The sequence below is a fragment of the Streptomyces sp. SudanB182_2057 genome, from assembly GCF_964272715.1.
In the GTDB taxonomy this organism is placed as follows: domain Bacteria; phylum Actinomycetota; class Actinomycetes; order Streptomycetales; family Streptomycetaceae; genus Streptomyces; species Streptomyces rubradiris.
The window spans coordinates 1,913,287-1,938,208 of sequence record NZ_OZ186798.1; the positions used below are offsets into that span (position 1 = coordinate 1,913,287).

The window sequence follows — 24,922 nt, forward strand, 5'->3', positions numbered from 1 at the left end:
CCCGGTGCTGTCCGGCCGGGGCGCCCCACGCGCGCGTGAGCGGGGATCAGCCGCCCAGCTCCTGGTGGCGGGCGGCCAGGCCGCTCGCGCCGCGCTCGGTCAGCGAGCCGAACAGGCGCAGCCGGGAGATGCCGCCGTCGGGGAAGATGTCGATCCGCGCGTGCGTGCCGACCGCCGCCTCGGGCAGGACGAAGCGGTGGTTGGTGTCGGGCTGGAGCCGGGTGCGCGGCAGGACCTCGGTCCACTCGCCGTCCTCGCCGTCCCGGACGGACACCGACGCCCAGCCGGCGCTGTTGCCCTTCAGGTAGGCGGTGTCGATCTCGACGGCGCGGATCGCGGACTGGGCCACGAGCCGGTAGCGGATCCAGTCGTTGCCCTGGTCGCGGCGGCGGCGGGTCTCCCAGCCGTCGTCCATCTTGCGCGAGCGGCCCGGCTGGATGGTGTTGGTGGCCGGCGAGTAGAAGAGGTTGGAGGCGTCCTCGACCTGGCCGCCGTTCTCCAGCGCGACCACGTCGAGGGTGCCGAGGGCCGCCAGCCACTCGGGGTCCGGGACGACCTCGCCGTACACCCGCAGGCGGGCGATGCCGCCGTCGGGGTGCTGGTTGATCCGCAGGTGGGTGAAGCGCTGCTCGACGGTGACCTCGAAGCCGTTGGCCGCGTGGCCGCCGACCGGGGTGCGCGGGACGAGGGTGGTCCACTTCACGTCGTCGCCGAGCAGCTCCTCGGGCGACGGCGAGCCGGGTACGCAGGCGCCCTCGACGGAGACGGCCTGCGGGTAGTTGCCGCGGAAGTGGGCGGTGTCGATCACGATGCCGCGGATCACCCCGGGCGCGCCGAGGCGGACCAGCGCCCAGTCGTGGTCCTCGGCGGTGGGCCAGGGGTGCTCGGCGGAGACGCCGCGGCGGCGGCGGGTCTCCCAGCCGTCCATGACCTTGCCCTTGTGGCCGAAGTGCTCGGGGTCGAACTCGGCCCGCTCGGGCACCAGCAGGTTCTCCCGCTGGGCGAAGAACTCGTCGTTGGCGGCGATGACACCGGCGCCGAGCTGCCGGTCGGCGAGGTTGGCGTACTGGGTGAAGGGGAAGTCGGCGGTGCGGTAGTCCGCGTACGGGTCGCCGCCTCCGTAGGGGTTCGCGTCGCCGGTGAAGCTGGGTGTCGCCGTCACGGTGATCAGTTCTTCCTTTCGAGGCTCGGTGGGTGGGATTCAGCGGGTCCGGCTGAGCAGCGTCCCCTTCGGTTCGGTGAACTCGCCGTCGGCGACGATGCGTTCGCCGCGCAGCCAGGTGGACTTGATGACGCCGTACAGGGTCCTGCCGGCGTAGGCGGTGACCCGGTTGCGGTGCTGGAGGCCGGCCGGGTCGACGGTGAAGGTCTCGTCGGGGGCGAGGACGGCGAAGTCGGCGTCGCGGCCGGCCTCGATGGCGCCCTTCTGGGTCAGGCCGACCAGCTCCGCGGTCCGCGCCGACATCCAGCGCACGACGTCCTCCAGGGTGTGGCCGCGCTTGCGGGCCTCGGTCCACACCGCCGGCAGGCTCACCTGGAGGCCGGCGATGCCGCCCCAGGCGGTGGCGAAGTCGTCGGTCTTCAGGTCGGCGGTGGAGGGCGAGTGGTCGGTGACCACGCAGTCGATGGTGCCGTCGGCCAGCGCCTCCCACAGCAGGTCCTGGTTGGCGGACTCGCGGATGGGCGGGCAGCACTTGAACTCGCTGGCGCCGTCCGGGACTTCCTCGGCGGTGAAGGCGAGGTAGTGCGGGCAGGTCTCCACCGTGACGCGCACGCCCTCGGCGCGGGCGGCGCGGATCAGCGGCAGAGCGTCGCTGGAGGACAGGTGCAGCACGTGCACACGGGCGTTCAGGCGCCGGGCCTGCGCGATGAGGTTCGCGATGGCGGTGTCCTCGGCGTCGCGCGGGCGGGAGGCGAGGAAGTCGGCGTACTTGGGGCCGCCGTGCTGGGGGGCGCCGGCCAGGTGGTGCGGGTCCTCGGCGTGCACGATGAGCAGCCCGTCGAACCCGGCGATCTCGGCCATCGACTGGGCGAGCTGGTCCTGGTCGAGGTGCGGGAACTCGTCCACGCCGGACGGGGAGAGGAAGGCCTTGAAGCCGAAGACGCCGGCGTCGTGCAGCGGGCGCAGGTCCTTGACGTTGTCGGGCAGGGCGCCACCCCAGAAGCCGACGTCGATGTGCGCCTTGTCCCGGGCCACGTCCTGCTTGATCCGCAGGTGCTCGACCGTGGTGGTGGGCGGGAGGGAGTTGAGCGGCATGTCGATCAGGGTGGTGATGCCGCCGGCCGCCGCCGCGCGGGTGGCGGTCCAGAAGCCCTCCCACTCGGTGCGGCCCGGGTCGTTGACGTGCACGTGGGTGTCGACCAGGCCGGGCAGCAGCACGTGGTCGCCGACGTCCTCCAGCCGGGCCGTGGCCGGGACCTCGGCGTCGTAGGGCAGGACGGCCGTGATCTTCCCGCCGGACACGGTGACCGTGGCGGCCCGCGTGCCCTCCGGAGTGATCACTCGCGTCGAGCGCAGCACCAGTTCAGCGTCGGACACCCGAACCCCTCTCTCTACCGCCGTTACTCACGACCGCCGCTACTCGCGCCCAGGAAACGGGATTTACGCCCATGTAACGGACTTCAACGTTCTGTTGAAGGAGTCTTCACTTCCGCTACTCCGCCGTCAAGGGGCACCCTTCGTGGTGGCATGCAAGACCCACCCGCTCTGGACGTTTCCACAAAGCGGAATTAGAATTCCAACAAGCAGAACGTAGCTACGTACAAGCGGGGAGTCAACCGACTGCCGGGTAGGCTTCTGCTCTCCCGCCAGTCCCGAAAGGAACGCGCCGTGCCGACGTCCAGCGCCAGCACCACCGACTCCGTGAAGCCCTCCGCCGCCGGCGGGGTGCAGTCCCTGGAGCGCGCCTTCGACCTGCTCGAGCGGATGGCGGACGCGGGCGGCGAGGTGGGCCTGAGCGAGCTGTCCGCGGCCAGCGGCCTGCCGCTGCCCACCATCCACCGCCTGATGCGCACGCTGGTCGCCTGCGGCTACGTGCGCCAGCAGGCCAACCGGCGGTACGCGCTCGGCCCCCGCCTGATCCGCCTCGGCGAGTCCGCCTCCCGGCTGCTCGGCACCTGGGCCCGGCCGTACCTGGCCCGGCTGGTGGAGGAGACCGGCGAGACGGCCAACATGGCGCTGCTCGACGGCGACGAGATCGTGTACGTCGCCCAGGTGCCGTCGAAGCACTCGATGCGGATGTTCACCGAGGTGGGCCGGCGGGTCCTGCCGCACTCCACCGGCGTCGGCAAGGCGCTGCTCGCCGGGGTCCCGGACGACGAGGTGCGCGCGCTGCTGGCCCGCACCGGCATGCCCGCGGCCACCGAGAAGACCATCACCACGCCGGACGGCTTCCTCTCGGCGCTGGAGGAGGTACGCCGGATGGGCTACGCGGTGGACGACAACGAGCAGGAGATCGGGGTGCGCTGCCTCGCGGTGTCCGTGCCCGACTCCCCCACGGCGGCGGCGATCTCCATCTCCGGGCCGGCCGGACGGGTCACGGAGACGGCCACGGAGAAGATCGTGCCGGTGCTCCAGCAGATCGCCCGCGAACTGTCCGTGGCCCTGGCCAGCCAGAACCAGGGGTGACCTGGCGGCCGGCCGGAATCAGGGGGGAGCGGCTCGGCGCCGGGGAGGCCGTCCGGCCGCTGCCCCGCGTTCGTCTGAGTAGCCGTACCCATGCACCCGGCACACCCCTGCGGGCAGGGTGGCGGGCATGGATCTCCCCGTCGCCCCGCCGGCCTTCGACGCCACCGGCACCCCCGGGCCGCGCCGGTCCGCCGACCGGGGCACCGGCCTCGGTGCCGGATGCGGGCTGGTGTTCCTGGAACTGACCGCCCTGGTCGTGATCTTCGGCCTGTGGGGGCTCTCCGGGGTCGACCTCGACCCGGCGCCGACCGTCACGGCCGACCCGCTGTGGAACTACCTGATCGCCGCCGGCGCGGTCGGGGCGGTCGCCCTCGTGGCGGCCGTGATCGCCGCGCGGGCCAGGGCCGTCGTGACCGTGGTCGCCCAGGCCTGACCGCCCTGGTCTGCCTGATCGTCGGCGGCGGGACCGCGCGGGGCAGTCCCGCGAGGACCAGCGGTGCCGCGAGATCCCGGCGGCACCGGGCTGCCGGAACAGCCACTGACCTAGCCATCCGGAACGGCCCCGCACCGCACCCCGGCCGACCCGCGACCGCCCCGGCACCCGACCGGACCGTCCGGCACCGACGTCTGGCCAGGCCCCGGCCGACACCTGATCACGACCCGGCCGACACCTGATCAGGCCCAGGTCAACGTCCGACGCGACCCGGCCGCCCCGTGGCCACGCCCCAGCCGAAGCCCGGCCACGGCCAGACCGACGCCCGGCCGCCACCCGGCGACGCCCCCTCACAACCCGGCCGGAGCCCGGCCACACATCTGTCGGCGGCCGGCTAGGCCCGCGGCGGCTCGCCGAACAGGTCGACGGCGGCGCGTACCTGCGACAGCCCCCGGGCCAGCGCGCTCATCGAGCCGATCGCGCCGGCGATCAGCAGCAGGGAGGCGCGCAGCCGCGGGATCTCCGGGACGCCTCCGGCGGCCATCGCGGCCAGGGACGCCAGCTCGTCCTCGGCTATCGCCCGGTCGGGGAAGTCCGCCGGTAACGCGGCGAGCTGGCGGCGCAGCCGGGACACGGCGGTACGCAATTCCGCCACTCTCAGGTCCTCGTCGACGCCGGTCACCGGCCTCTGCCCCAAGCTCCGCAACGCAGCCCTCCCCGTCGGCACGCCCTTGTGCGCGGGCCAGTAAACGCCACCTGCGGGCCCGTGCGCCACAGCGCGGACCGAAATTCAGCCCATCGGCACCGGCACCGCGCACGCGGCCGGATTCCGTCGCCGCCGGGCCACCGGAGCGCGGCCGGTTTCCATCGTCCCGGGTATGCAGGAGGCATGACGGAGAACCGGGAACTTCACGGGGAGGTCGCGGGGCTGGTGCTCGCCGCCGGCGGCGGCCGGCGGCTCGGCGGACGCCCCAAGGCACTGCTGACGCACCGGGGCCGGCCCCTGGTCGAGCACGCGGCGGGGGTGCTGCGCGCGGCCGGGTGCGGGCGGGTCCACGTGGTGCTGGGCGCGGCGGCGGACGAGGTGCGGGCCCGCGCCGAACTGGACGGCTGCGTGCTGGTGGACAACCCGGACTGGGCCGAGGGCATGGGCTCCTCGCTGCGCGCGGGGCTGGCCTCGCTCGCCAGCACGGGGGCGCGCGCGGCGCTGGCGGGCCTGGTCGACCAGCCCGGCATCGGACCGGCCGCGGCGGCCCGGGTGCTGGACGCCTACCGGGACGAGCGGTCGCTGGTCTCGGCCGCCTACGACGGGGTACGCGGCCATCCGGTGCTGTTCGGCGCGGCGCACTGGGCGGGCATCGCCGAGGCGGCCACCGGCGACCGCGGGGCCCGGGCCTATCTCCGGGCGCACCGGGCGGAGCTGCGGCTCGTGGAGTGCGGGGACGTGGCCGAGCCGTACGACATCGACACCGAGGCGGACCTGAGCCACCTTGAGTGAACGGGGTGGCACCCAGCGCCACCTTCGCTCGACTCAGAGAATCTCGACGTCAACACACCATTGAAGTTCCACGATGAGGAAACTACTATCCACTGTTCAGAAGCGTCCGACCGCACAGTGGGCGCTGTCTGTCCTATTCGTGCCTCTTGGCACCCGGTGCCACCGCTGAAGGAAGTGACAGCTCATGTCCGCACCAGCGCCGTCCCCGCTGGCCATCGTCGACGCCGAGTCCCTGCCCCGGCAGGAGGAGGTCCTCACCGACGCGGCGCTCGCCTTCGTGGCGGAGCTGCACCGGCGGTTCACCCCGCGCCGTGACGAACTCCTCGCCCGCCGGGCCGAGCGCCGCGCCGAGATCGCCCGCACCTCCACCCTCGACTTCCTGCCGGAGACGGCCGCCGTCCGCGCGGACGACTCCTGGAAGGTCGCCCCGGCCCCGGCCGCGCTGAACGACCGGCGCGTCGAGATCACCGGGCCCACCGACCGGAAGATGACCATCAACGCGCTCAACTCGGGCGCCCGGGTCTGGCTCGCCGACTTCGAGGACGCCTCCGCGCCCACCTGGGAGAACGTCGTCCTCGGCCAGCTCAACCTGATCGACGCCTACACCCGCAACATCGACTTCACCGACGAGCGCACCGGCAAGTCGTACGCGCTGCGGCCGAACGAGGAGCTGGCGACCGTCGTCATGCGCCCGCGCGGCTGGCACCTGGCCGAGCGGCACCTCGTCGACGCCGACGGCACGCCGGTCCCCGGTGCCCTCGTCGACTTCGGCCTGTACTTCTTCCACAACGCCCAGCGGCTGCTCGACCTCGGCAAGGGCCCGTACTTCTACCTGCCCAAGACCGAGTCGCACCTCGAAGCCCGGCTGTGGAACGAGGTGTTCGTCTTCGCCCAGGACTACGTCGGCATCCCGCAGGGCACCATCCGCGCCACCGTCCTGATCGAGACGATCACGGCGGCGTACGAGATGGAGGAGATCCTCTACGAACTGCGCGACCACGCCTCCGGGCTGAACGCCGGCCGCTGGGACTACCTGTTCTCCATCGTGAAGAACTTCCGTGACGGCGGCGCCAAGTTCGTCCTCCCGGACCGCAACGCGGTCACGATGACGGCCCCGTTCATGCGGGCGTACACCGAACTCCTGGTCCGCACCTGCCACAAGCGCGGTGCGCACGCCATCGGCGGCATGGCGGCCTTCATCCCGTCCCGCAGGGACCCGGAGGTCAACAAGGTGGCCTTCGAGAAGGTCCGCGCCGACAAGGACCGTGAGGCGAACGACGGTTTCGACGGCTCCTGGGTCGCCCACCCCGACCTCGTGCCCATCGCCATGGAGTCCTTCGACAAGGTCCTCGGCGACAAGCCCAACCAGAAGGACCGGCTGCGCGAGGACGTGCGCGTGGCGGCGGCCGACCTGATCGCCATCGACTCGCTCGACGCCAAGCCGACGTACGACGGCCTGGTCAACGCCGTCCAGGTCGGCATCCGTTACATCGAGGCATGGCTGCGCGGGCTCGGCGCCGTCGCCATCTTCAACCTGATGGAGGACGCGGCCACCGCCGAGATCTCCCGCTCGCAGATCTGGCAGTGGATCAACGCCGGGGTCGAGTTCGCGGGCGGCGAGAAGGTCACCCCGGAGCTGGCCCGCAAGGTCGCCGCCGAGGAACTCGACGCCATCCGCAAGGAGATCGGCGAGGAGGCCTTCGCGGCCGGCCACTGGCAGGAGGCGCACGACCTGCTGCTCCAGGTGTCCCTGGACGAGGACTACGCCGACTTCCTCACCCTGCCGGCGTACGAGCGGCTGCGCGGCTGACCGTCACACGGCCACGAGCGGGCCCGGGGGCTTCCCCCGGGCCCTTCGCCGTGTCCCGGCTCAGCCCAGGTGCGCCGACCAGTCCTGCTCGGCCGCCGGCTTGCCGTGCAGGTCGGGGACCCGCTTCAGCCAGTCCGGGCGGCCCGCCTGGGTCCGGGCCGCGCGGGCGGCCTCCTCGGCCGCCAGCTGCTCGCGGCCCGGGAAGTCGGTGGGCAGCCACTCGGCCGAGAGCCGCACCCGGTCCAGCAGATAGCCGACGTAGGCGTCCCGCACGTCGTCGGGCGTGGCGAAGGCGGCGTCCTCGGCGAGCCAGGCGTCCGGCACCTCGGCGACGATCCCGCGCAGCAGCTCCTCGGTCACCCGGGGCGCCAGCTCCGCGTCGGCGGCGCGCACGTCGGGGCGGTAGTGGCCGAGGGCGTGGTGCCGGAAGTCGTAGCGCCGGCCCGGGGTCGTGGTGTCCCAGCGATGGTGGAAGACGAGCGCGGCACCGTGGTCGATGAGCCAGAGCCGGGCCGGGGCGGTGCCGAGCGTGGGCCAGACCATCAGGTTGGAGCTGTGGACCGTACGGTCGACGTTGACGGTCAGCGCGTCCAGCCAGACGATCCGGCCGGCCTCCAGCGGGTCCACCGGGAAGCTCCGGGCGACCTCCGGCGTGAAGTCCCGGGCCCCCGGCAGATAGTCCATCCCGAGGTTCACCCCCGCGCTGGCACCGTGCAGGTCCCGCACCTCCTGATGCGGCTCGGCGGCGGCGATGACCGGGTCGAAGCGCACGAGCACCAGCTCCGGGAAGCGCAGCCCGAGCGCCCGGGCGAGTTCCCCGACGATCACCTCGGCGACCAACGCCTTGTGCCCCTGCGCGGAGCCGGTGAACTTGACGACGTACGTGCCGAGGTCATCGGCCTCTACGACACCGGGGACGGAGCCGCCGGAGCGGAGGGGCTGGATGTAGCGGGTGGCGGTGACTTCTCTCAGCATCGTCTCCCCAGCAGTCCGTCGATGGCGGTACGCCTCCTGCTCCCGGCCTCCGGCATGAAGTGAGCATAGTAACGAAGAGTGACAGCCGGGGAGGAACAGCCGGCCCACCACGCAGGCGTCACCACGCACTCAATCAGGAGCAATCCGGTCATCGGTCCTGTTCCAGTGATCCGGACCACTTCCCAGCAAACATGGCCAAGCACGGGCTACCGTTGGCCGGTGACAAAGCGAAGATCGGTTCGAATAGCGACCCTTGTGGCGTCGGCTGTCACTGTGATGACCGCCTGTTCGTCGCCTACGGCGGAAGACACCGCAGCAGCCGCGGACACCACCGCCGCCGCTGCCGCGTCACGGTGCACGGTGCCCCAGGTGATCGGCCATCGCGGCACTCCCGAGGACGAGAACACGCTACGAGGACTGCGGGACGCCGCCGACGCCGGAGCGAGCGGCGTGGAATTCGATGTGTGGTGGACCCAGGACGGCGTACCGGTCCTCTCGCACGATCCGACGGTCGACCGCACCACCACCGGGCAAGGGCCCATCGCCACGATGACAGCCGCCCAGGTACGCGCCCTGCGCACCAAGAGGGGCGAACCGGTGCCGGCCCTCAAGGAAGCCCTGGACTTCACGGCCGCGCGTCGCCTCACGGCGATGGTGGAGCTGAAGCCGACGCCGACGCCCGCGCAGGTGGATTCGCTGCTGTCCGTCATCCGCGCGACCGGCGCAGCCCCCTATGTCGTCGTGCACAGCTTCAACGCCGATGCGGTCGACGCCGTGCGCCGGGCCGCACCCGAACTGCACACCGCGCTCACCCATGAGAAGACGCGGATCACCGGCAAGGAAGCGGCACGGTACGGCACCTCGCTGAACGTCTCCCGGTTCCTCGCCACCCCCAGCACGGTCCGGGACTGGCACTCCGCCGGACTCAAGGTCTACACCTGGACGGCGAACTGGCCGCCGGCGTGGGAGAAGGCGCAGGCCGCCGGCGTGGACGCGGTACTCACCGACCGTGTGGAGCCGTACAAGGAGTGGGCCCGGACCGCATGCGAACCGGTGGTGACAGCCGCACCGTAGCGCCGGACGGCCCGAAGGCCCGCTGGCGTCGGGCTCGGGGTCTGGTGGGCTGCCACGGGGTGGAGACTTCCGGCAGCCCGCCTTAGGTGTTCCCCTGCGCAAGGCAAGACGGACGCGGTCGCCTGCGACGTACGGCGTTCAGCGTTGTCCGGCGAGATGGCGTTGCAGGTCCAGGTGTCGGAACTGGTAGACGGGGCCGACCTGGCGCAGGACGCCGCGGTGTTCGTGGGCGTCGCGCAGGAACGTCATCAGGTCGCGGGGCAGGTGACAGCGCAGCGTCAGGTAGATCCGTGCGATCACGAGGTGGGGCCAGGCCACTGCCGCCGTCCCGAGCAGGGGGGCGATCGCTGCCCCGGTCACCACTCCCTGCACGATTCTGGAGCGGGGACCGAGCTGTTCCCCGCTCGAGCCCAGGCCGAACTCGTCTCCGATCGGGGTCGCGAAGACACTTCCGAAAACGGCTCCGGCCACCGCTGCGAGGACGAGGCCCACCAGGAAGAAGGCACGCCGGTCCGCGACGAAGAGTCTGAAATGCCCCCGCAAGGGAACGCCTGGTGGGGTAAAACAGCAGGCACCCCAGTGTGATTCCGGCGCAACACCCCATGACGGCACCGGCCTCTTCCAAGGGAGAGGTCGACTGCCCGGCCGCGCGCTCTCCCCGCCGCATCCGGCACAGGGTGTGGACAGCGGGAGGAACACCCAAGAGCGCGATCAACGCGTCAACCCGGCACCCGCGCCCTCTACGTGGTGAGCGACGAGGGCGGCTCGGGGGTCTTCGGCGTCTGCCGTGGCCCTGTGTGCGGCGCAGGGCGCCAGAAAAGCGACAGGGCCCCGGTCCGCGGCCGGGGCCCTGTGCGGTGGGTGTGGGACGGGCGGGGGTCAGTGGCTGCCTGCGAGTTCGCCGCTGAGCTTGCCGTGGAGGTCGGCGCTGGGGTCGTTCAGGCCGGTGATCTCGACGGTTTTGCCGCGCTGCCTGTACTTGGTCTCGATCGCGTCCAGGGCGGCGACGGAAGACGCGTCCCAGATGTGCGCGGCCGAGAGGTCGATGACGACCTTCTCGGGGTCGCCCGCGTAGTCGAACTGGCCGACCAGGTCGTTGGAGGAGGCGAAGAACAGTTCGCCGGTGACCCGGTAGACGACCGTGTGGCCGTCGGGGTCGGTGACGGCGGTGACGTGGGCGAGGCGGGCGACGCGCTTGGCGAAGATGACCATGGCGGTGACCGAGCCGACGACGACGCCGATGGCGAGGTTGGACGTGGCGACCACGACGATCACGGTGATGACCATGACGGCGATCTCGCCGGCCGGCATCCGCTTGAGCGTCTTGGGGGCGATGGAGTGCCAGTCGAAGGTGCCGAAGGTGACCATGACCATGACGGCGACCAGGGCGGCCATGGGGATGTCGGAGACGACCGGGCCGAAGACGATGCACAGCACCATCAGGAAGACACCGGCGAGGAAGGTGGAGACGCGGGTGCGGGCGCCGGACACCTTCACGTTGATCATGGTCTGGCCGATCATGGCGCAGCCGCCCATGCCGCCGAAGAAGCCGGTGACGATGTTGGCGATGCCCTGTCCGATGGACTCGCGGGTCTTGGAGGAGTGGGTGTCGGTGATGTCGTCGACGAGCTTGGCCGTCATCAGCGACTCCATCAGGCCGACCAGCGCCATGGCGAGGGCGTAGGGGGCGATGGTGGTCAGGGTGTCCAGCGTGAACGGCACGTCGGGCAGGCCCGGGACCGGCAGCGAGGACGGCAGTTCGCCCTTGTCGCCGACGGTCGGCACGGCGATGCCGGCCGCGACGGTGATCACGGTGAGGACGACGATGGACACCAGCGGCGCCGGGATCACCTTGGTGACCTTCGGGAAGAACACCATCAGCGCCAGGCCACCCACGAGCAGCGGGTAGACCGGCCAGGGCACGTCGTGCATCTCCGGCACCTGCGCCATGAAGATCATGATGGCGAGGGCGTTGACGAAGCCGGTCATCACCGAGCGGGGCACGAACCGCATCAGCCTGGCCACGCCCACCGCGCCGAGGACGATCTGGAAGAGGCCGGCCAGGATGACGGTCGCGACGAGGTAGCCCAGGCCGTGTTCGCGGTTCATGGGGGCGGTGACGAGCGCGACCGCGCCGGTGGCGGCGGAGATCATCGCACGGCGTCCGCCGACGATCGAGATGGTCACCGCCATGGTGAAGGAGGCGAACAGGCCGATCGCCGGATCGACACCGGCGATGATCGAGAACGAGATGGCCTCGGGGATCAGGGCCAGGCCGACGACCAGGCCGGCCAGGATCTCGGTGCGCCAGACCTTGGGATCGCTCAGCCAGTCCGGCTTGAGGCCGCGCAGGCGCGCGGCGGGAGTCGCGATGGTGGAAGACAAGGAGATGTGTACCTGTCCGTGTTCGGGCGCACCCATCGGCAGCCAGGGCGTGCGGGAGGGATGCGCGGGGCGGGGCCGGGCCGACACTCCGCGGACGGGCCGGAAGTCGTGGAAGGTGGACGTGAGGCGGCGGCGCGCACGGGCGGCCGGGCAGCTCACATCGGGGGGCGAAGGGTCACGGCGGGCAGGCGGCGGCGATCGGCGGCATGGGCTCGCGCACGCTCTCTCCTGCGGGACTCGGTTCTTCGCCGGGGGCGCCATCGGCCCCGGAACGGCAACAGCGGGGCAGCGGGACCACCCTCACCGCTCCCAACTCTACCCTAACGTTAGAGTAGAGGCCGGTGGGGTCGCGCGGGACGCGGCCTGCCACGGCAGGAAGGGCCAGGGACACGGGCGTGGACGGCAAGCACATGCAGATCGGCGAGGTCGCCGCGCGGACGGAGCTGTCCCTGCGCACCATCCGGCACTACGAGGAGACCGGCCTGGTCATTCCCTCCGCCCGCTCCCAGGGCGGATTCCGCCTCTACACCGAGACCGATGTCGCGCGGCTCATGGTGATCCGCCGGATGAAGCCGCTCGGCTTCACCCTGGAGCAGATGCGCGACCTGCTGGCCGCCACCGACCGCCTGGACAGCGGCGACGCCCTCGACGCCGACGAGCGCGAGGCCCTGCTGGAGCGCGTACGGACCTACGAGCGGGCCGCGGCTGAGCAGGTGGAGAAGCTGCGGGTCCAGCTGGCCCGCGCCGAGGACTTCGCCACCACCCTGGGCGCCCGCCTGGAGCAGAACGCTCCGACCGCTCGCACTCGGACACCTCGCGCGGAGTGACGTCGGGCAGGAAGGACTGCGCGACCGTACCGAGCCGGCCTGACGGGATGACGGACAGCGGGGCGGCCACCGCCCCACGCCACTTGTTGCCCTTTCGGTCAATTCACGTTGCCCGTCCGTACCTGGCACCGCCGATTCCCCATCGGGTATGCAGGTAGGACCGACCGAGCCGCGCCAGAAGGGCACCCTCTTGCACGACCACGAGAACGCCAGAATCACCGGGGCCAACAAGAACCGCACCGCTTCCCGCACCCCGGAATCCGTATCGCCGGCGGAGTCGCGTGGTTTCCTCGGTTTGCAGGCCGCGGTCGGTAACAGTGCCGTCGTCCAGATGCTACGGCGGTCCGGACTCCCGTCGGCCCCGCCCGAGGAACACCGGCACAGCGCCGACTGCGAGCACGGGACCGGGCAGCCGGCCGTGCAGCGCTCCGCCGTCCACGATGTGCTGCGCACCAGCGGTCGGCCCCTGGACGGGGCGACCCGCAGCGACATGGAGGCCCGCTTGGGCGCGGACTTCTCCGACGTACGGATCCACGCCGACGCCGCGGCGAAGGCATCCGCGGCCGAGGTCGGCGCGCGCGCCTACACCTCCGGCAACCACGTCGTCCTCGGCGAGGGCGGCCGGGACAAGCACACCCTCGCGCACGAACTCACCCACGTCATCCAGCAGCGCCGAGGACCTGTCGCCGGTACGGACAACGGCGACGGTCTCAAAGTGTCCGACCCGTCGGACCGGTTCGAGCGGGAGGCGGAGGCGAACGCGCGCCGCGTCATGTCCGCCGGCGTGCCCCTTCGGGAGGACGAGTCCCAAGGCGCCGTGGGTGCCTCCGCGGGCGGCACGCCCTCCGCGACCGTCGCCGTTCAGGGAGCTTGGTGGGACGCCCAGGAGGAAACCCTCAAGGACGATCCACCTCCCGCTGGATACAGGCCGGTGAAGACGGCGCAGGAGAGCAGCAAGGACGCCGCCAGTGTGGGGTATCAGCAGTACGTGCCGAGCAAGCCGGCACCTGCCGGGGTCACAGCTCCTTCTGCCGCTCTGCCCGCGGGCGACGAGGTTCATTCCGAGGTCGACGTCACCACCCGGATGCTGAATCGAATGTCCCGCGTCATGATGGGTGCGAAATACGATGAGCCCGGCAGTATGAGTCTGGCCGCTGTCGGTAGCCCCCACCTCGCGCTCACCTTGATCGACGGACAGGTGCACATCGCCGGTAACACCGGGATGAAGGCCGGCAAGCGCACCGCGGCAGCGAACAGATTGAACGAGCAGGCCGTGCGGGGCAGTGACGGGCACGACGAGCGGAAGCTGACGTCCCTGCTCGACGGCGGGTATGTGAACGAACACGCGGAGCACGCCGACGATCTACGGGCGATAGCGGAAGCGGTGCGGGATCCTGAGCGGCTCCAGTGGGCGAACACCGCGAACAAGGCGCCAGGCGGTGGAAAGATCCACGGGGAGATGGCTCTGCTGGACAGGGTGAAGACGGCGATGGAGGCGAAGCCGCACCCGGATCCGGAAGGTCTGAGGGACTGGCCCATCGGCGGCAGGAAGCGCGACTGCATAGCCTGCCACTGGGCGCATGCGATATTCAACAGGTTCATCGCCGAACCCAATGGCTACCGGATCGCGACGGCCGGATCCCATGGCGGTTTCTTTCCGGGATGGGAAATGCCGCAATGGATGAAGGACCACGCTGCCGCGAAGGCGGAGATGACGAGGCTCGTCAGGGAAAGGGGGTTTGATCTCCAAGGAAACGGCCTCGTTCTCACCGGGATGCAGGAGAAGGGAAACACGAGCGAGCTGAATCCGCGGCACCGGACCGATGAGCCGTATCTCTCCGACTCGTCCGTGGACGAGGGATTCTGACCTTTGAGGGTCGTCGGCACCGGGGGCCGGACCGCTGCCCCCGGTGCTACGGGCTCGAACTCCGGCCGCCGGCGTCGCCGTGCCGAAAGGTTGCCCAGATGGTGGTGGCAAGCGTGACGAGCTGACCGACCAGGAACCCCACAGAAGCGAAACGCATCTGGTAGACGTACATGATCAGACCCGCTCTGGAAGGCCAGTAGCGCCGCTCACTCGTGAATGTCTGGGCATCCATGACCAAGCCGGTGAAGGTCATCACCGCCGCGAAGGCGGAAATGATCGCGATCGTTTCCTGCACAGCATGTCCGCTGAGCTCACCTAGCAGTCGGTGAGTACAGACGGGGACGGAGAAGACGATGGCGACGTAGAACGCCTTCGTCGGCCCGTACCGGCCGGGGAGGCTCCGCCACAGCGCTCCCATGAAGAAAGCCGCACCCACCCAGGTCAACTGCCATCCGAGAATGTCCCGGATGATTCTGACGAACCCCTCGGTGTACTCGATGGTGACTTCCCAGGCGTGGCCGCCGACCATGTCGTGCCAGAGCATCAACCCCGTCCCGGGAATACCGACGAAGCAGGCGATGATCGCGCACTTGCGAGCGTTCTCCCACCATGTGGTCATGGGCCCGCAGGCGAAGGCCACATCGATGAGCCTCACCCCTTCGGGCAGGAACCGGTCCATCTGATCGATGTCCCGCTCGATCGCCTCCCGATCCGCCGTCGTCTCGACCGGTTTTCCGGATCCTGAACGGTGTAGGGAGTCTTGCAGGTCCCGGTAACGCCGGACCATGCGCAGCAATTCCGACCGGTCGGCCATCGGAACCACTTGACCCAACAGGCGGTTCCCGATCGCAGGCCGCGCCAGCACAGCCCTTCTTCTCCCCCAGGAAAGCAGCGCCCAAGCCGACAGGAGACCGAGAAGGACACTGACGAAGTAACCACTGATCCCGAAGTAGATTCCTCCTGCGGATGGCACGACCAAGGTGAAGACGACCATGAGGAAGAACTGCTCCGAGGCGGTGGGCGTGAACGAACTGCCGTCTTTCCGCTCGGCACGGCACACGTGAAGGACCCCCAAAGGGACCAGTGCGAGCAGAGCGAGAGAAGCCGTGTCCCACAGATCCGGCAAAACTCGGCGCGGAAAGTCCCACCACCAGGTGTCGAAGTGCCAGAGCAACCTGCCCTCGTAGGTCGGCCAGTGAGTGTCGGCAAGCCAACTGATGCGGTCCCAGAAGCCCCGGAAGACCAGGTATGTCCACAGAACCGTGACGACCGAGAGGGCGATGGGCAAAGACACCACCAGCCATGACGGCAACGATCCGCCGATCATCCGCAGGACGCGTCGGACCGAGAAGACCGCACCGGTACAGAAAAGGCACACCGCGGCCACGACCGCGAGCGGCGCCAGCCAGGAGCCGGCCAAGAGCCCTGCAACGACGACGACCACGGAACATGGGATCACCAGCAAGGGCTTGGGAAGCTTCCCGAAGACGCACAAGGCGGCCCCGAGGAACAGCAGCGAGAACAAGGAGAAGACCGCATCGGTCGGATGCGATGGGAAGAAGGTCGACCGTACGAGATCGAGGACGTTGTCACCCATGTAGACGAGCAACCCGAGCCCGGTCGACAAGAGCGCCCAGGAGCGCAGTACACCGAGTGCCTTCTTCTCGTCGTCGGCGGGAGGCCGTGCGAGACCCTGCCGGAGCTTCCTTGCCGCGATGAGCAGGAGAACTCCCCTGAGTACGTGGACTGCCGCAGAGGAGCCGCTGTCCAGCCCCACGGCTTCCCACGGGTGCTTCGGCGACACCGTCTTCGCATCCCATTGCTGCGCCGCCGGCGGACGGAAACTCACCGTGAATTCATTCGGTTTCTTGTTCTGCCACTTCAGTACGGTGCCGTCCTTGCCGATGGCGGATTCCGGACTGACGGACCATGCCCGGGGACCGCCCGTCTGGACCTCCACGTTCGCCCACGGCACCTGGCTGAGCCTTTTCGGAGGCTTCAGCCGGACGGTCCAGACGTCCGGCCCTGCCTCCAGCGACCACGGGCCGACCTGGAACGCCCCGAGCCACAGCACCGTGACCACGGCCTCGTAGTGAACCGCCACCTTCTTCCCGTCGGAGTCGACTGTCAGCGGCTTGGATCGCCGCTCGTCGAAGTCGAGAGGATTGTCTTCCAGGCCCTTGCCCAGCAGGCAGCGAAGCGCCTGGCGGTACTCGGCCGCGCGAGGATCCAGCAGAAGATCCGCGGCGTGTTTCCAGCTCGCCGGGATCTCGATGTCCATCACACTGGTGACTTTGCTGTAGTCGAGCCCCCGGTGATCGAAATCCACCGACGCGGTGACTTTGACGCCGCGCACCTGTTCCAGACCGCAGGTGTCCGCCTCGTCCGCTTCCGCGGACGACATACCCGTACCGGCCGGCATGGCGAGGACGGCCAGCACCAAGAACAGCAGGAGCAGCGGGCCGGCAAGAGTGCGACGGATCACCAGGTCAGGATCTCCCGGCGAGGTCATCGGCCTTTCGGTGGCGCAGCGGACGTGGGCAGGTCCACTCCGACAGCCGATGCGCCGGGCGAGGCGGCGGCCCCCGCCTCCCGTGCCGTGCCCCGCCGGAACCCGCCGCCGGAACCGGCGTCAGTCGCCCGCCAGCGGGTTGGGCAGCGGCAGGTAGCGGGCGTCCGCGCCGTCCGCCGCCGTCCAGCGCAGCAGCAGGTTGGTCTTGCCGGGCAGGGTAGGCGCGGTGAGCAGCGCGGGGATCTCGGGCAGGTCGTGGCGGGCGAGTTCGCGGCGCACGGCGGGCCACGGGTCGTAACCGGGACGGTGGTCGGCGAGGGCGCCGGCGATCTCGGTGAGGTGGTTGACGACCAGGCAGTACACCAGCCGTTCCCAGCCCGCCGCGCGGCTCACGTCCGGCAGCAGCTTCGCGCCCTCGGCGTCCCGGAACAGGGCCTGCACGGGTGTGCCCGCCGCGTCCACGGCGACCAGGGTGTTCTGCAGATGGGCCTCCAGGACCACCCCGTGGGTGCCGAACGCGGTCAGGGCGGGCGGCACGACCTGCCGTAGATACGCCTCCCACCAGCGGGCCGGGTCGTCGGTGGCGGCCAGCGGGCTGCCCTCGAAGCCCTCGGCGAGGCCCGCCGCGAGCAACGGGGTGGCGCCCGGCAGGAGGTGGCCGCGCAGCCCGTCGCGGACCAGTACGGCCAGTTCCTCGAAGGCGAAGGCGGCGGTGCGGTAGCCGCGGTCGCTCAGCCAGGCCGCGGGCGGGCCCATCGCCGCGAAGGCACGCCGGGCGGCGGTGTCGGTACGGCGCAGCCGGCGCAGGTCGTGGCGCCACAGCCGGCGGATGTCGTTGGTGATGCGCACGTCCAGGCTGAACTTCAGGAACAGGTCGCGGTGGGGCTCGTACACCGTGCGGACGGCGGCCGTCGGCCAGAGGGGGAACGCGGTGGTGCCGAGCCGCAGCAGCCGGCCGTCGGCGAAGGCGGGGGCAAGTTCGCGGGCGACCAGGTCGAGTTGCCAGGGGTGGGCGGGCAGCAGCCGGTAGCCGGGCGGGGCGGTGCCGAGGGCGTCCAGGGCGCCGGTGTCGCCCTCCTCCGCCACCTGGTCCTCGCGGACGCCGAGCAGCGCCAGCGGGAAACGGGCGTGTGCCTCGGGGGCGTACGGCAGCCAGGACGCGACCGGGCCGCCGCCGCGCGCCTTGGGGGCCGGGTGGTAGGGGTGGCCGGTGAGCAGGGACTGCTCGGAGCGCAGGTACGGGTCCGCGGGGGGTATGGCCCGGGCGCGGGCGGTGAGCAGGGCGGCGACCGCGTCCCGGCTGTCGATCATCTCGGCGGGCAGGTCGCCGCCGGGCAGCCCGGTGTCCCGGCGCAGCACCTCCGCGACCAGTTTGACCAGTTCCGGGTGGCCGATCCGGTGCCAGGCACCGGCCGCGTACAACTCCGGGTCGGCGGGCCGGCGCCCGGCGCGCACCCGGAGCAGCCGGCCGTCCGGCAGCCGGTGCACCCGGCGGTCACCCACGTCCGGCGGCCGGTGCGCCGTGCGGTCTCCGGCGGCCGACGGCCGGGGCGGCATGCGCTGTCCGGCGTCCGGCGGCTGGTGCGCCCGGCGGTCACCGTCGTCCGGGAGCGGCACGGCCACCTCCCGCAGCAGGCAGTTGAGCAGGGGCGCTGCCGCGTACGCGTCGGCCAGGCGGCCGGCCTCGCCGGTGGGGGGTGTGAGGTCCACGCGTTCCATTCGTCCGTCGTCCAGGGGCCCACGGTCGTCCCGGCGCACGCGGGGCGCGTCGGCGGGAAGCCGGGGACGATCAGTATGGCTGCCGTGCCCGACGGCCCCACCCCTGCCGTGCCCGGCGGCCCCCACTCCTGCTGTACGCGGGGATACCGACATCGCCGTACCCGAACGGCCCCACCACGGCCGTTCCGGCCGCGCCCCGCGCCGCCGTACTCGGGCGTTCCCGGCACCGTCGTACCCGCTGGTCCCCGACAATCGTGCCGTGCCCCGTCTACCCCAGGAGCCGACCGTGCGCCCTGCTTCCGCCGCCGAGTCCGTGATCGCCGAGGAACTGGCCTCCGTCCGGCCCGGACTGCTGCCCCGTTACACGGCGGAGCTGCCCGGCGCGCGGGCCGCCGTGCTGACCCGGCTGTGGCGGGCGCTGGCGTACGAGCCGCTGCCGTTCGTCGCCGGCCGGGAGTCGGGGGCGCACGGGCTCGTGGTGCGCCTGTCCGACGGGCGGCGGCTGCGCGGGCCGCACGCGGACCCGTACGCCACCGCCGCGTACGTCGCCGCCGTGCGCCTGGACCGGGAGCGGTACGACGATCCGGCGCGGTTGATGGACGCGCTCGGGGGGCCGGGCGCGGCCGGGTTCGTGGCGGAACTCGCGCACAGCGTGGCGTCGCTGGCGCTGTCCCGGGCCGCGGCGGTGCGACGGGAGCCGGCGGAGTGGCCGGTGGCGGGCGCCTCGGCCGAAGGCCCGGTGGAGGACTGGGAGTGGGAGCGGCGGGTGACCGACGGGCACCCGTTCCACCCGGGATGCCGGTCCCGGCCCGGGTTCTCGGTGGCGGAGCAGCTGGCGTACGGCCCGGAGCACGGTCCGGTGGTGGAGCTGGGCACGATGCCGGTACCGGCGGCCGACTGCCTGGTGTCCGGGCGGTGGCCGGAGGAACTCCGGGACGGCGGGCGGCTGTTGCTGCCGGTGCATCCCTGGCAGGCCGCGCATGTGCTCAAGCGGTCGTACGACGCGTGGCGCCCGGCCCGGCCGCTGATGTCACTGCGTACGCTGGCGCTGCCCGGTGGTCCGCATGTGAAGACGGCGCTGAGTGCCCGGCTGACGTCGTCGGTGCGGGACATCTCCGCCTACTCGGTGCGGGCGGCGGCGCCGCTGTCCGCCTTCGCCGACGAGTTGGTGGCGCGCGCCGACGGGCTGCTGCACCTGACCCGCACGCTCGGGGCGGTCACCGCGCACTCCCCCGACCTGGCCGCGCTGCTGCGGGAGCCGCCGGAGGGGTACGCGGGGCCGGGTGAGCGGGTGGTTCCGGTGGCCGCGCTCGCCACCACGTCGCTGCCCGGACGCCCGGGCTGGCTGGCCGAGTTCACGCGGCTGGCGCTCACGGTGGGCCTGCGGCTGCTGGAGCTGGGCGTGGCGCTGGAGGCGCACGGCCAGAACCTGCTGGTGGTGCTGGCGGCGGACGGTGCTCCGGTGCGGCTGGTCTACCGGGATCTGGCCGACGTCCGTATCAGCCCCGCCCGGCTGTCCCGGCACGGCATCACCCCGCCCGCCCTCACCGGCCGCCTCGTCACCGACGATCCCACGGCCCTGCGCCGCAAGCTCTTCGGCTCCCTGCTGTGCGGTGCCCTGGCCGGCACGGCGGGCTCCGCCCACGCCCTGGCCACCGCCCTGGAGTCAGTCCTCCCGGGCCTTTCCCCCACCGCGGACCTGCCCGCCCTGCGCGAGGCCCCGCTCCCCGCGAAGGCGCTGACGCTGATGCGGCTGTCCCCCGCCGGTACGGGGGACCTCTGGACGGAGCTGCCGCAGCCGCGGTCGCCGGCGCTCCGCGTCGGTGCCGGGCCGGCCGACGGGCAACGGCGTTGACCACGGCGCCCGCTCTCCTCGCCTCCCGCGCCCACCGTCCGCTCCCGCCCGGCGTTTTGGAGTCCGGCGCGTCCGGTCAATAAGATCCGGCGATGATCAGAAGAAAACGGCTGGCGGTGGGAGTCTGTGCTCTGTTCGCCGCCCTGACCGCCGGGATCGCGTTCCCCTCCGGCGCGGTCGCCGACGAGACGGAGCGGGACGCTCCGAAGGTCGAACTCGTGCTGGACGTCAGTGGTTCCATGCGGGCCCGGGACATCGACGGCGGCACCCGGATGGCCGCGGCGAAGCAGGCGTTCAACGAGGTGCTGGACGCGACGCCCGAGGAGGTCCGGCTCGGTATCCGTACGCTCGGCGCCAATTACCGCGGCAACGACCGCAAGGAGGGCTGCAAGGACACCGCGAGCCTGTACCCGGTCGGCCCGCTGGACCGGACCGACGCGAAGGCGGCCGTGGCCACGCTGTCGCCCACCGGCTGGACCCCGATCGGGCCCGCGCTGCTGAAGGCGGCGGACGATCTGGACGGCGGCAACGGCACCCGCCGTATCGTGCTGATCAGTGACGGCGAGGACACCTGCCAGCCGCTCGACCCGTGCGTGGTGGCCCGGGAGATAGCGGCCAAGGGCATCGGCCTGACCATCGACACCCTCGGCCTGGTGCCCGACGCCAAGACCCGGGCGCAGCTCAGCTGCATCGCGGACGCCACCGGCGGTACCTACACCGACGTCCGGCACAAGGACGAACTGAGGGACCGGGTCGGCCAGTTGGTGGACCGGGCGGCGGATCCGGTGGTGACCCCGGTCGCCACCGAGGGCGCCGACCGGTGCGAGAAGGCCCCCGTCCTCAAGTCCGGTCTCTACACCGACCGCGAGGAGTTCGGGCAGCAGCGCTGGTACAAGGTGGACGTCGAGCCCGGCCAGGAGCTGCGGGCCTCGGTGAGCGTGGCGGACGACCGGGCCGTGAACCCCCACTACGGGGTGCTGCTGCGGGCGGTGACCGCGCACGGCCGGGAGATCGTGCGCGGCGAGGCCGCGGGCACCGGCCGTACGGACGTCATCTCCACCGGTCTGCGCTACCCGAAGCGGGACGGCGACGACGACTCGGCGCCCGCGGAGACGGTGTGTCTCCAGATCACCCAGTCCTTCTCGGCGGCCTCGGGCGTGAAGACCACGCCGGGTCTGCCGCTGGAGCTGACCATCGACGTGGTGGACGGCCCGTCGGGCCACCACGACGTGGCCGCCTTCGGTCTCGGCCGTGGCTGGTGGCTGCTCGGCGCCCTGGTGCTGGCCGGCTTCCTCGCGGGTCTGCTGTGGGGCTGGCTGTCGCGCTGGCGGATCTCGGTCTGGAGGACGAACTGATGCGGATCACACGCGTGCTGGGCGCCGCGCTGCTGGCGCTGGGGCTGGCCGCCGGGCCGGCCGCCGCCGACTCCTCGCCCTCGCCGGGCGCCTCGGCGGACGACGACGCGCCCACTCGGGCGGGCACCTCGTTCCGTACGGCGGCGGAGATCGAGCAGGGCGAGCGGGCCACCGCCTCCGGCTCCACCGGCGACTACCTGTACTGGTCCTTCCCCGCGGACACCGGGCAGCGCCCCACCGTGAAGGCGACGGTGAAGCTCCCGGCCCGGCACGGCGCCGAGACCTGGCAGCTCGACGTGTACGACGGGCTGCGGCGCCGCCAGGCCTGCCAGTACGGCGCCCAGTCGCGCACCGCCGCGCCGGACGCCGGTTCCGTCGAACTGGCCTGTGTGCTGCGTACGGTGCGCGGCTGGTCGGAGCCGTGGGCCAATGACCCGCTGCCGGGTACGTACTACATCCGGCTGACGGTGGTGGACCTCGCCGACTCCGACCTCGGCCAGCCGGTCGGCGCCGAAGTGCGGGTCGACTCCAAGGACATCGGCGGCGCGGCGGCGGTCGACGGCTCGCTGGGCAAGCCGCTCGTCCCGGGCATCGCCGTCAAGTCCGCGCAGGACGAGGACGGTTCGAAGGAGGCCGTGCTGTCCAGCTTCGGCCGCGACGGCTGGTCGTCCGGCTGGTGGTCGGACCGCTGGGTGTGGACCGGGATCGGCGGTGTGCTGGCCGCGCTCGCCGGCATCGGCGGCTACGCGCTGACGCGCGGGTCGGGGCGGCCGTCCCGGGTGCCGCCGGGCGCCTGAGCCGCAACACCCCCGAGAACCCGTGAAGGCCCGCCGATCCGGCGGGCCTTCGTGTGTGTCGTCCCGGCCGCCGCTGCCCGCGTCACGCCTCGCGCAGCGCCTTGGCGAGCGTGCCCTCCCCGGTCACCGTCACCCGCCCGTCCCGTACCGCGTCCGGCAGCGCCAGTTCGCCGCGGGCGACGGCCTCGCAGGTCGCCGCGTCCATCACCAGGCGCGCGTCGGCCGGGCCGGGGGCGGGCCCGTCGCCGTAGACCGGACCCTCCTCGGCGCCGACATGGAGGTGGAAATCCCCCTCCTCCAGGTTCACTTCGAGAACGCCCTCGCCCTCCAGCGCGCGCAGCAGCGGCAGCGCGAACCAGTGTGCCCGCACGGCGTCGGTGGGCCTGCGCTCGCCCAGTTCCCGCGCGCCCCAGGTGCCGAGCGCCTGGAGGACCGGCAGCAACTCACGGCCGCGAGGCGTGAGTTCGTACACGTACGCGGCGCCCGGCGGGGGCAGCCGGCGCCGGGTGGTGAGGCCGTCGCGTTCCATCTCCTTCAGCCGTGAGGCGAGTACGTCCGTGCTCACGCCGGGCAGGTCCGCGTGCAGGTCCGTGTAGCGGCGGGGACCGGCGAGCAGCTCCCGCACGATCAGCAGGGTCCAGCGGTCGCCGACCAGGTCGAGGGCGCGGGCTGCGGAACAGTACTGGTCGTAGCTTCGGCGAGGTGACATGCGACGCAGTGTAGACGCGTTGTTGGACTTTCCAAGCTCTCACTTGGTAAAACCAAGCAACACGAGTTTCCGGAGGGGCCCATGGAGTTCCGGCAGTCCAACAAGCTCAGCGAGGTGTGCTACGAGATCCGCGGCCCGGTGATCGAGCACGCCAACGCGCTGGAGGAGGCGGGGCACAGCGTGCTGCGCCTGAACACCGGCAACCCCGCGGCCTTCGGCTTCGAGGCGCCGGAGGAGATCCTCCAGGACATGATCCGGATGCTGCCCCGGGCGCACGGCTACACCGACTCCCGGGGCGTCCTCTCCGCCCGTCGCGCGGTCGCCCAGCGCTACCAGACCCTGGGCCTGGAAGTCGACGTGGACGACGTCTTCCTGGGCAACGGGGTCTCGGAACTGGTCTCCATGGCGGTCCAGGCGCTGGTCGAGGACGGCGACGAGATCCTCATCCCCGCGCCGGACTTCCCGCTGTGGACGGCCGCCACCACGCTGGCCGGCGGCAAGGCCGTGCACTACCTGTGCGACGAACAGGCCGACTGGAACCCCGACCTGGCCGACATGGCGGCGAAGATCACCGACCGCACCAAGGCCGTGGTCATCATCAACCCCAACAACCCGACGGGCGCGGTCTATCCGAAGGAGATCGTCGAGGGCATCCTCGATCTCGCCCGCCGGCACGGCCTGATGGTGTTCGCCGACGAGATCTACGACCAGATCCTGTACGACGACGCCGTGCACCACTCGGCCGCCGCGCTCGCCCCCGACCTGGTCGTCCTCACCTTCTGCGGGCTGTCCAAGACCTACCGGGTGGCGGGTTTCCGCTCCGGCTGGCTGGTGGTCACCGGGCCCAAGCAGCACGCCAAGGATTATCTGGAGGGCCTGACCATGCTGGCCTCCATGCGGCTGTGCGCCAACGCGCCCGCGCAGTACGCCATCCAGGCCGCGCTCGGCGGACGCCAGTCCATCCGCGAACTGACCCGGCCCGGCGGCCGGTTGCACGAACAGCGGAGCGTGGCCTGGGAGAAGCTCAACGAGATCCCCGGCGTGTCCTGCGTCAAGCCCAAGGGCGCGCTGTACGCCTTCCCGCGCATCGACCCGAAGGTGCACCCGATCCACGACGACGAGAAGTTCGTCCTGGACCTGCTGCTGCGCGAGAAGATCCAGGTGGTCCAGGGCACGGGCTTCAACTGGCCCGCCCCCGACCACTTCCGCATCCTGACCCTGCCGCACGCGGAGGACTTGGAGGCGGCCATCGGCCGGATCGGCAGGTTCCTCGCCGGGTACCGGCAGTAGAAAGCCGGTCAGGGGCGACAGCGGAAAGCCGTTGCGGGCGGGCGGGTTGGCCCGTTTCGCTCGCTTGTGCGAAGATCACCGCGCATGATCGGGGGACCTCCGCGACGAGCCCTCGGTGCGCGCCCGACCAGCGCCGCACCCCGGCACACCGCACCGCCGCGCCCCGGTCCGCTCCATCGACCAGGGGG

The 24,922-nt window shown here is 71.6% G+C and carries 20 protein-coding genes; 11 read left to right on the top strand and 9 right to left on the bottom strand.

Annotated elements, in window-relative coordinates:
• Positions 1–46 precede the first annotated feature (46 nt).
• Together alc and allB are read right to left on the bottom strand one after the other, a co-directional pair.
• Positions 47–1,162 carry an allantoicase gene (alc, locus tag ACSURM_RS08055; RefSeq protein ID WP_436954279.1) on the bottom strand — a complete coding sequence of 372 codons (1,116 nt, stop codon included), beginning with the start codon at positions 1,160–1,162 and terminating at the stop codon, positions 47–49.
• Positions 1,163–1,201: 39 nt separating this feature from the next.
• A complete protein-coding gene (gene allB / locus ACSURM_RS08060; protein ID WP_436954280.1) occupies positions 1,202–2,539 on the bottom strand; it encodes an allantoinase AllB in 1,338 nt (445 codons plus the stop codon).
• Between the two features lie 291 nt (positions 2,540–2,830).
• Between allB and ACSURM_RS08065 the strand changes: the two genes are divergently transcribed.
• Both ACSURM_RS08065 and ACSURM_RS08070 read left to right on the top strand, forming a co-directional pair.
• On the top strand, positions 2,831–3,628 hold the full coding sequence (locus ACSURM_RS08065; protein ID WP_436954281.1) for an IclR family transcriptional regulator: 798 nt from the start codon (positions 2,831–2,833) through the stop codon (positions 3,626–3,628).
• 127 nt (positions 3,629–3,755) lie between these two features.
• Complete coding sequence (locus ACSURM_RS08070) at positions 3,756–4,061, top strand: DUF6234 family protein (RefSeq protein WP_436954282.1); 306 nt, start codon at positions 3,756–3,758, stop codon at positions 4,059–4,061.
• A 394-nt stretch (positions 4,062–4,455) separates the two neighbouring features.
• Here ACSURM_RS08070 and ACSURM_RS08075 read toward each other — a convergent pair whose 3' ends face one another.
• The gene (locus tag ACSURM_RS08075; RefSeq protein ID WP_436960987.1) at positions 4,456–4,743 is read right to left on the bottom strand and encodes a DUF5955 family protein; all 288 of its coding nucleotides are present in this window, start codon (positions 4,741–4,743) and stop codon (positions 4,456–4,458) included.
• A gap of 207 nt (positions 4,744–4,950) precedes the next feature.
• On the opposite strand from ACSURM_RS08075, the gene ACSURM_RS08080 reads away from it, so the two are divergent.
• Positions 4,951–5,559, top strand: a complete 609-nt coding sequence (locus tag ACSURM_RS08080; protein WP_436954283.1) for a nucleotidyltransferase family protein — start codon at positions 4,951–4,953, stop codon at positions 5,557–5,559.
• A 184-nt stretch (positions 5,560–5,743) separates the two neighbouring features.
• Positions 5,744–7,369 carry a malate synthase A gene (gene aceB / locus ACSURM_RS08085; RefSeq protein ID WP_436954284.1) on the top strand — a complete coding sequence of 542 codons (1,626 nt, stop codon included), beginning with the start codon at positions 5,744–5,746 and terminating at the stop codon, positions 7,367–7,369.
• A 60-nt stretch (positions 7,370–7,429) separates the two neighbouring features.
• On the opposite strand, the gene ACSURM_RS08090 is transcribed toward aceB, so the two are convergent.
• On the bottom strand, positions 7,430–8,344 hold the full coding sequence (locus tag ACSURM_RS08090) for a HipA family kinase (RefSeq protein WP_436954285.1): 915 nt from the start codon (positions 8,342–8,344) through the stop codon (positions 7,430–7,432).
• 369 nt (positions 8,345–8,713) lie between these two features.
• Between ACSURM_RS08090 and ACSURM_RS08095 the strand changes: the two genes are divergently transcribed.
• Positions 8,714–9,418, top strand: a complete 705-nt coding sequence (locus ACSURM_RS08095; protein WP_436954286.1) for a glycerophosphodiester phosphodiesterase — start codon at positions 8,714–8,716, stop codon at positions 9,416–9,418.
• Positions 9,419–9,556: 138 nt separating this feature from the next.
• On the opposite strand, the gene ACSURM_RS08100 is transcribed toward ACSURM_RS08095, so the two are convergent.
• Both ACSURM_RS08100 and ACSURM_RS08105 read right to left on the bottom strand, forming a co-directional pair.
• Positions 9,557–9,778 (bottom strand): hypothetical protein, encoded by a 222-nt coding sequence (locus ACSURM_RS08100; RefSeq protein ID WP_436954287.1) that lies wholly within the window; start codon positions 9,776–9,778, stop codon positions 9,557–9,559.
• A 519-nt stretch (positions 9,779–10,297) separates the two neighbouring features.
• Entirely contained in the window at positions 10,298–11,803 is a 1,506-nt protein-coding gene (locus ACSURM_RS08105) for a SulP family inorganic anion transporter (RefSeq protein ID WP_436954288.1), read from the bottom strand.
• A 395-nt stretch (positions 11,804–12,198) separates the two neighbouring features.
• On the opposite strand from ACSURM_RS08105, the gene ACSURM_RS08110 reads away from it, so the two are divergent.
• Positions 12,199–12,630: a MerR family transcriptional regulator gene (locus ACSURM_RS08110; RefSeq protein ID WP_436954289.1), complete on the top strand. Its 432-nt coding sequence runs from the start codon at positions 12,199–12,201 to the stop codon at positions 12,628–12,630.
• Positions 12,631–12,820: 190 nt separating this feature from the next.
• Entirely contained in the window at positions 12,821–14,497 is a 1,677-nt protein-coding gene (locus ACSURM_RS08115) for an eCIS core domain-containing protein (protein ID WP_436954290.1), read from the top strand.
• 46 nt (positions 14,498–14,543) lie between these two features.
• Here the strand turns inward: ACSURM_RS08115 and ACSURM_RS08120 are convergent, their stop codons facing one another.
• Together ACSURM_RS08120 and ACSURM_RS08125 are read right to left on the bottom strand one after the other, a co-directional pair.
• Positions 14,544–16,982 carry a DUF6185 family protein gene (locus ACSURM_RS08120; RefSeq protein ID WP_436954291.1) on the bottom strand — a complete coding sequence of 813 codons (2,439 nt, stop codon included), beginning with the start codon at positions 16,980–16,982 and terminating at the stop codon, positions 14,544–14,546.
• 147 nt (positions 16,983–17,129) lie between these two features.
• The gene (locus tag ACSURM_RS08125) at positions 17,130–18,728 is read right to left on the bottom strand and encodes an IucA/IucC family protein (RefSeq protein ID WP_436954292.1); all 1,599 of its coding nucleotides are present in this window, start codon (positions 18,726–18,728) and stop codon (positions 17,130–17,132) included.
• 286 nt (positions 18,729–19,014) lie between these two features.
• Between ACSURM_RS08125 and ACSURM_RS08130 the strand changes: the two genes are divergently transcribed.
• From ACSURM_RS08130 to ACSURM_RS08140, 3 genes are all read left to right on the top strand, one after another.
• Positions 19,015–20,583, top strand: a complete 1,569-nt coding sequence (locus ACSURM_RS08130; RefSeq protein ID WP_436960989.1) for an IucA/IucC family protein — start codon at positions 19,015–19,017, stop codon at positions 20,581–20,583.
• Positions 20,584–20,675: 92 nt separating this feature from the next.
• Positions 20,676–21,938, top strand: a complete 1,263-nt coding sequence (locus ACSURM_RS08135) for a VWA domain-containing protein (protein WP_436954293.1) — start codon at positions 20,676–20,678, stop codon at positions 21,936–21,938.
• Positions 21,938–22,735, top strand: coding sequence for a hypothetical protein (locus tag ACSURM_RS08140; protein WP_436954294.1), 798 nt, complete (start codon positions 21,938–21,940; stop codon positions 22,733–22,735). The genes ACSURM_RS08135 and ACSURM_RS08140 overlap by 1 nt, the downstream gene beginning before the upstream one ends.
• Before the next feature lie 82 nt (positions 22,736–22,817).
• Here ACSURM_RS08140 and ACSURM_RS08145 read toward each other — a convergent pair whose 3' ends face one another.
• Entirely contained in the window at positions 22,818–23,444 is a 627-nt protein-coding gene (locus ACSURM_RS08145) for a winged helix-turn-helix transcriptional regulator (protein WP_436954295.1), read from the bottom strand.
• An 81-nt stretch (positions 23,445–23,525) separates the two neighbouring features.
• On the opposite strand from ACSURM_RS08145, the gene ACSURM_RS08150 reads away from it, so the two are divergent.
• On the top strand, positions 23,526–24,734 hold the full coding sequence (locus ACSURM_RS08150; RefSeq protein WP_436954296.1) for a pyridoxal phosphate-dependent aminotransferase: 1,209 nt from the start codon (positions 23,526–23,528) through the stop codon (positions 24,732–24,734).
• Positions 24,735–24,922 lie beyond the last annotated feature (188 nt).

Coding starts and splice junctions, on each gene's coding strand:
- ACSURM_RS08150 (WP_436954296.1), top strand. CDS start 23,526: ATGGAGTTCCGGCAGTCCAACAAGCTCAGCGAGGTGTGCTACGAGATC.
- ACSURM_RS08145 (WP_436954295.1), bottom strand. CDS start 23,444: ATGTCACCTCGCCGAAGCTACGACCAGTACTGTTCCGCAGCCCGCGCC.
- ACSURM_RS08090 (WP_436954285.1), bottom strand. CDS start 8,344: ATGCTGAGAGAAGTCACCGCCACCCGCTACATCCAGCCCCTCCGCTCC.
- ACSURM_RS08135 (WP_436954293.1), top strand. CDS start 20,676: ATGATCAGAAGAAAACGGCTGGCGGTGGGAGTCTGTGCTCTGTTCGCC.
- ACSURM_RS08070 (WP_436954282.1), top strand. CDS start 3,756: ATGGATCTCCCCGTCGCCCCGCCGGCCTTCGACGCCACCGGCACCCCC.
- aceB (WP_436954284.1), top strand. CDS start 5,744: ATGTCCGCACCAGCGCCGTCCCCGCTGGCCATCGTCGACGCCGAGTCC.
- ACSURM_RS08125 (WP_436954292.1), bottom strand. CDS start 18,728: ATGGAACGCGTGGACCTCACACCCCCCACCGGCGAGGCCGGCCGCCTG.
- ACSURM_RS08140 (WP_436954294.1), top strand. CDS start 21,938: ATGCGGATCACACGCGTGCTGGGCGCCGCGCTGCTGGCGCTGGGGCTG.
- ACSURM_RS08080 (WP_436954283.1), top strand. CDS start 4,951: ATGACGGAGAACCGGGAACTTCACGGGGAGGTCGCGGGGCTGGTGCTC.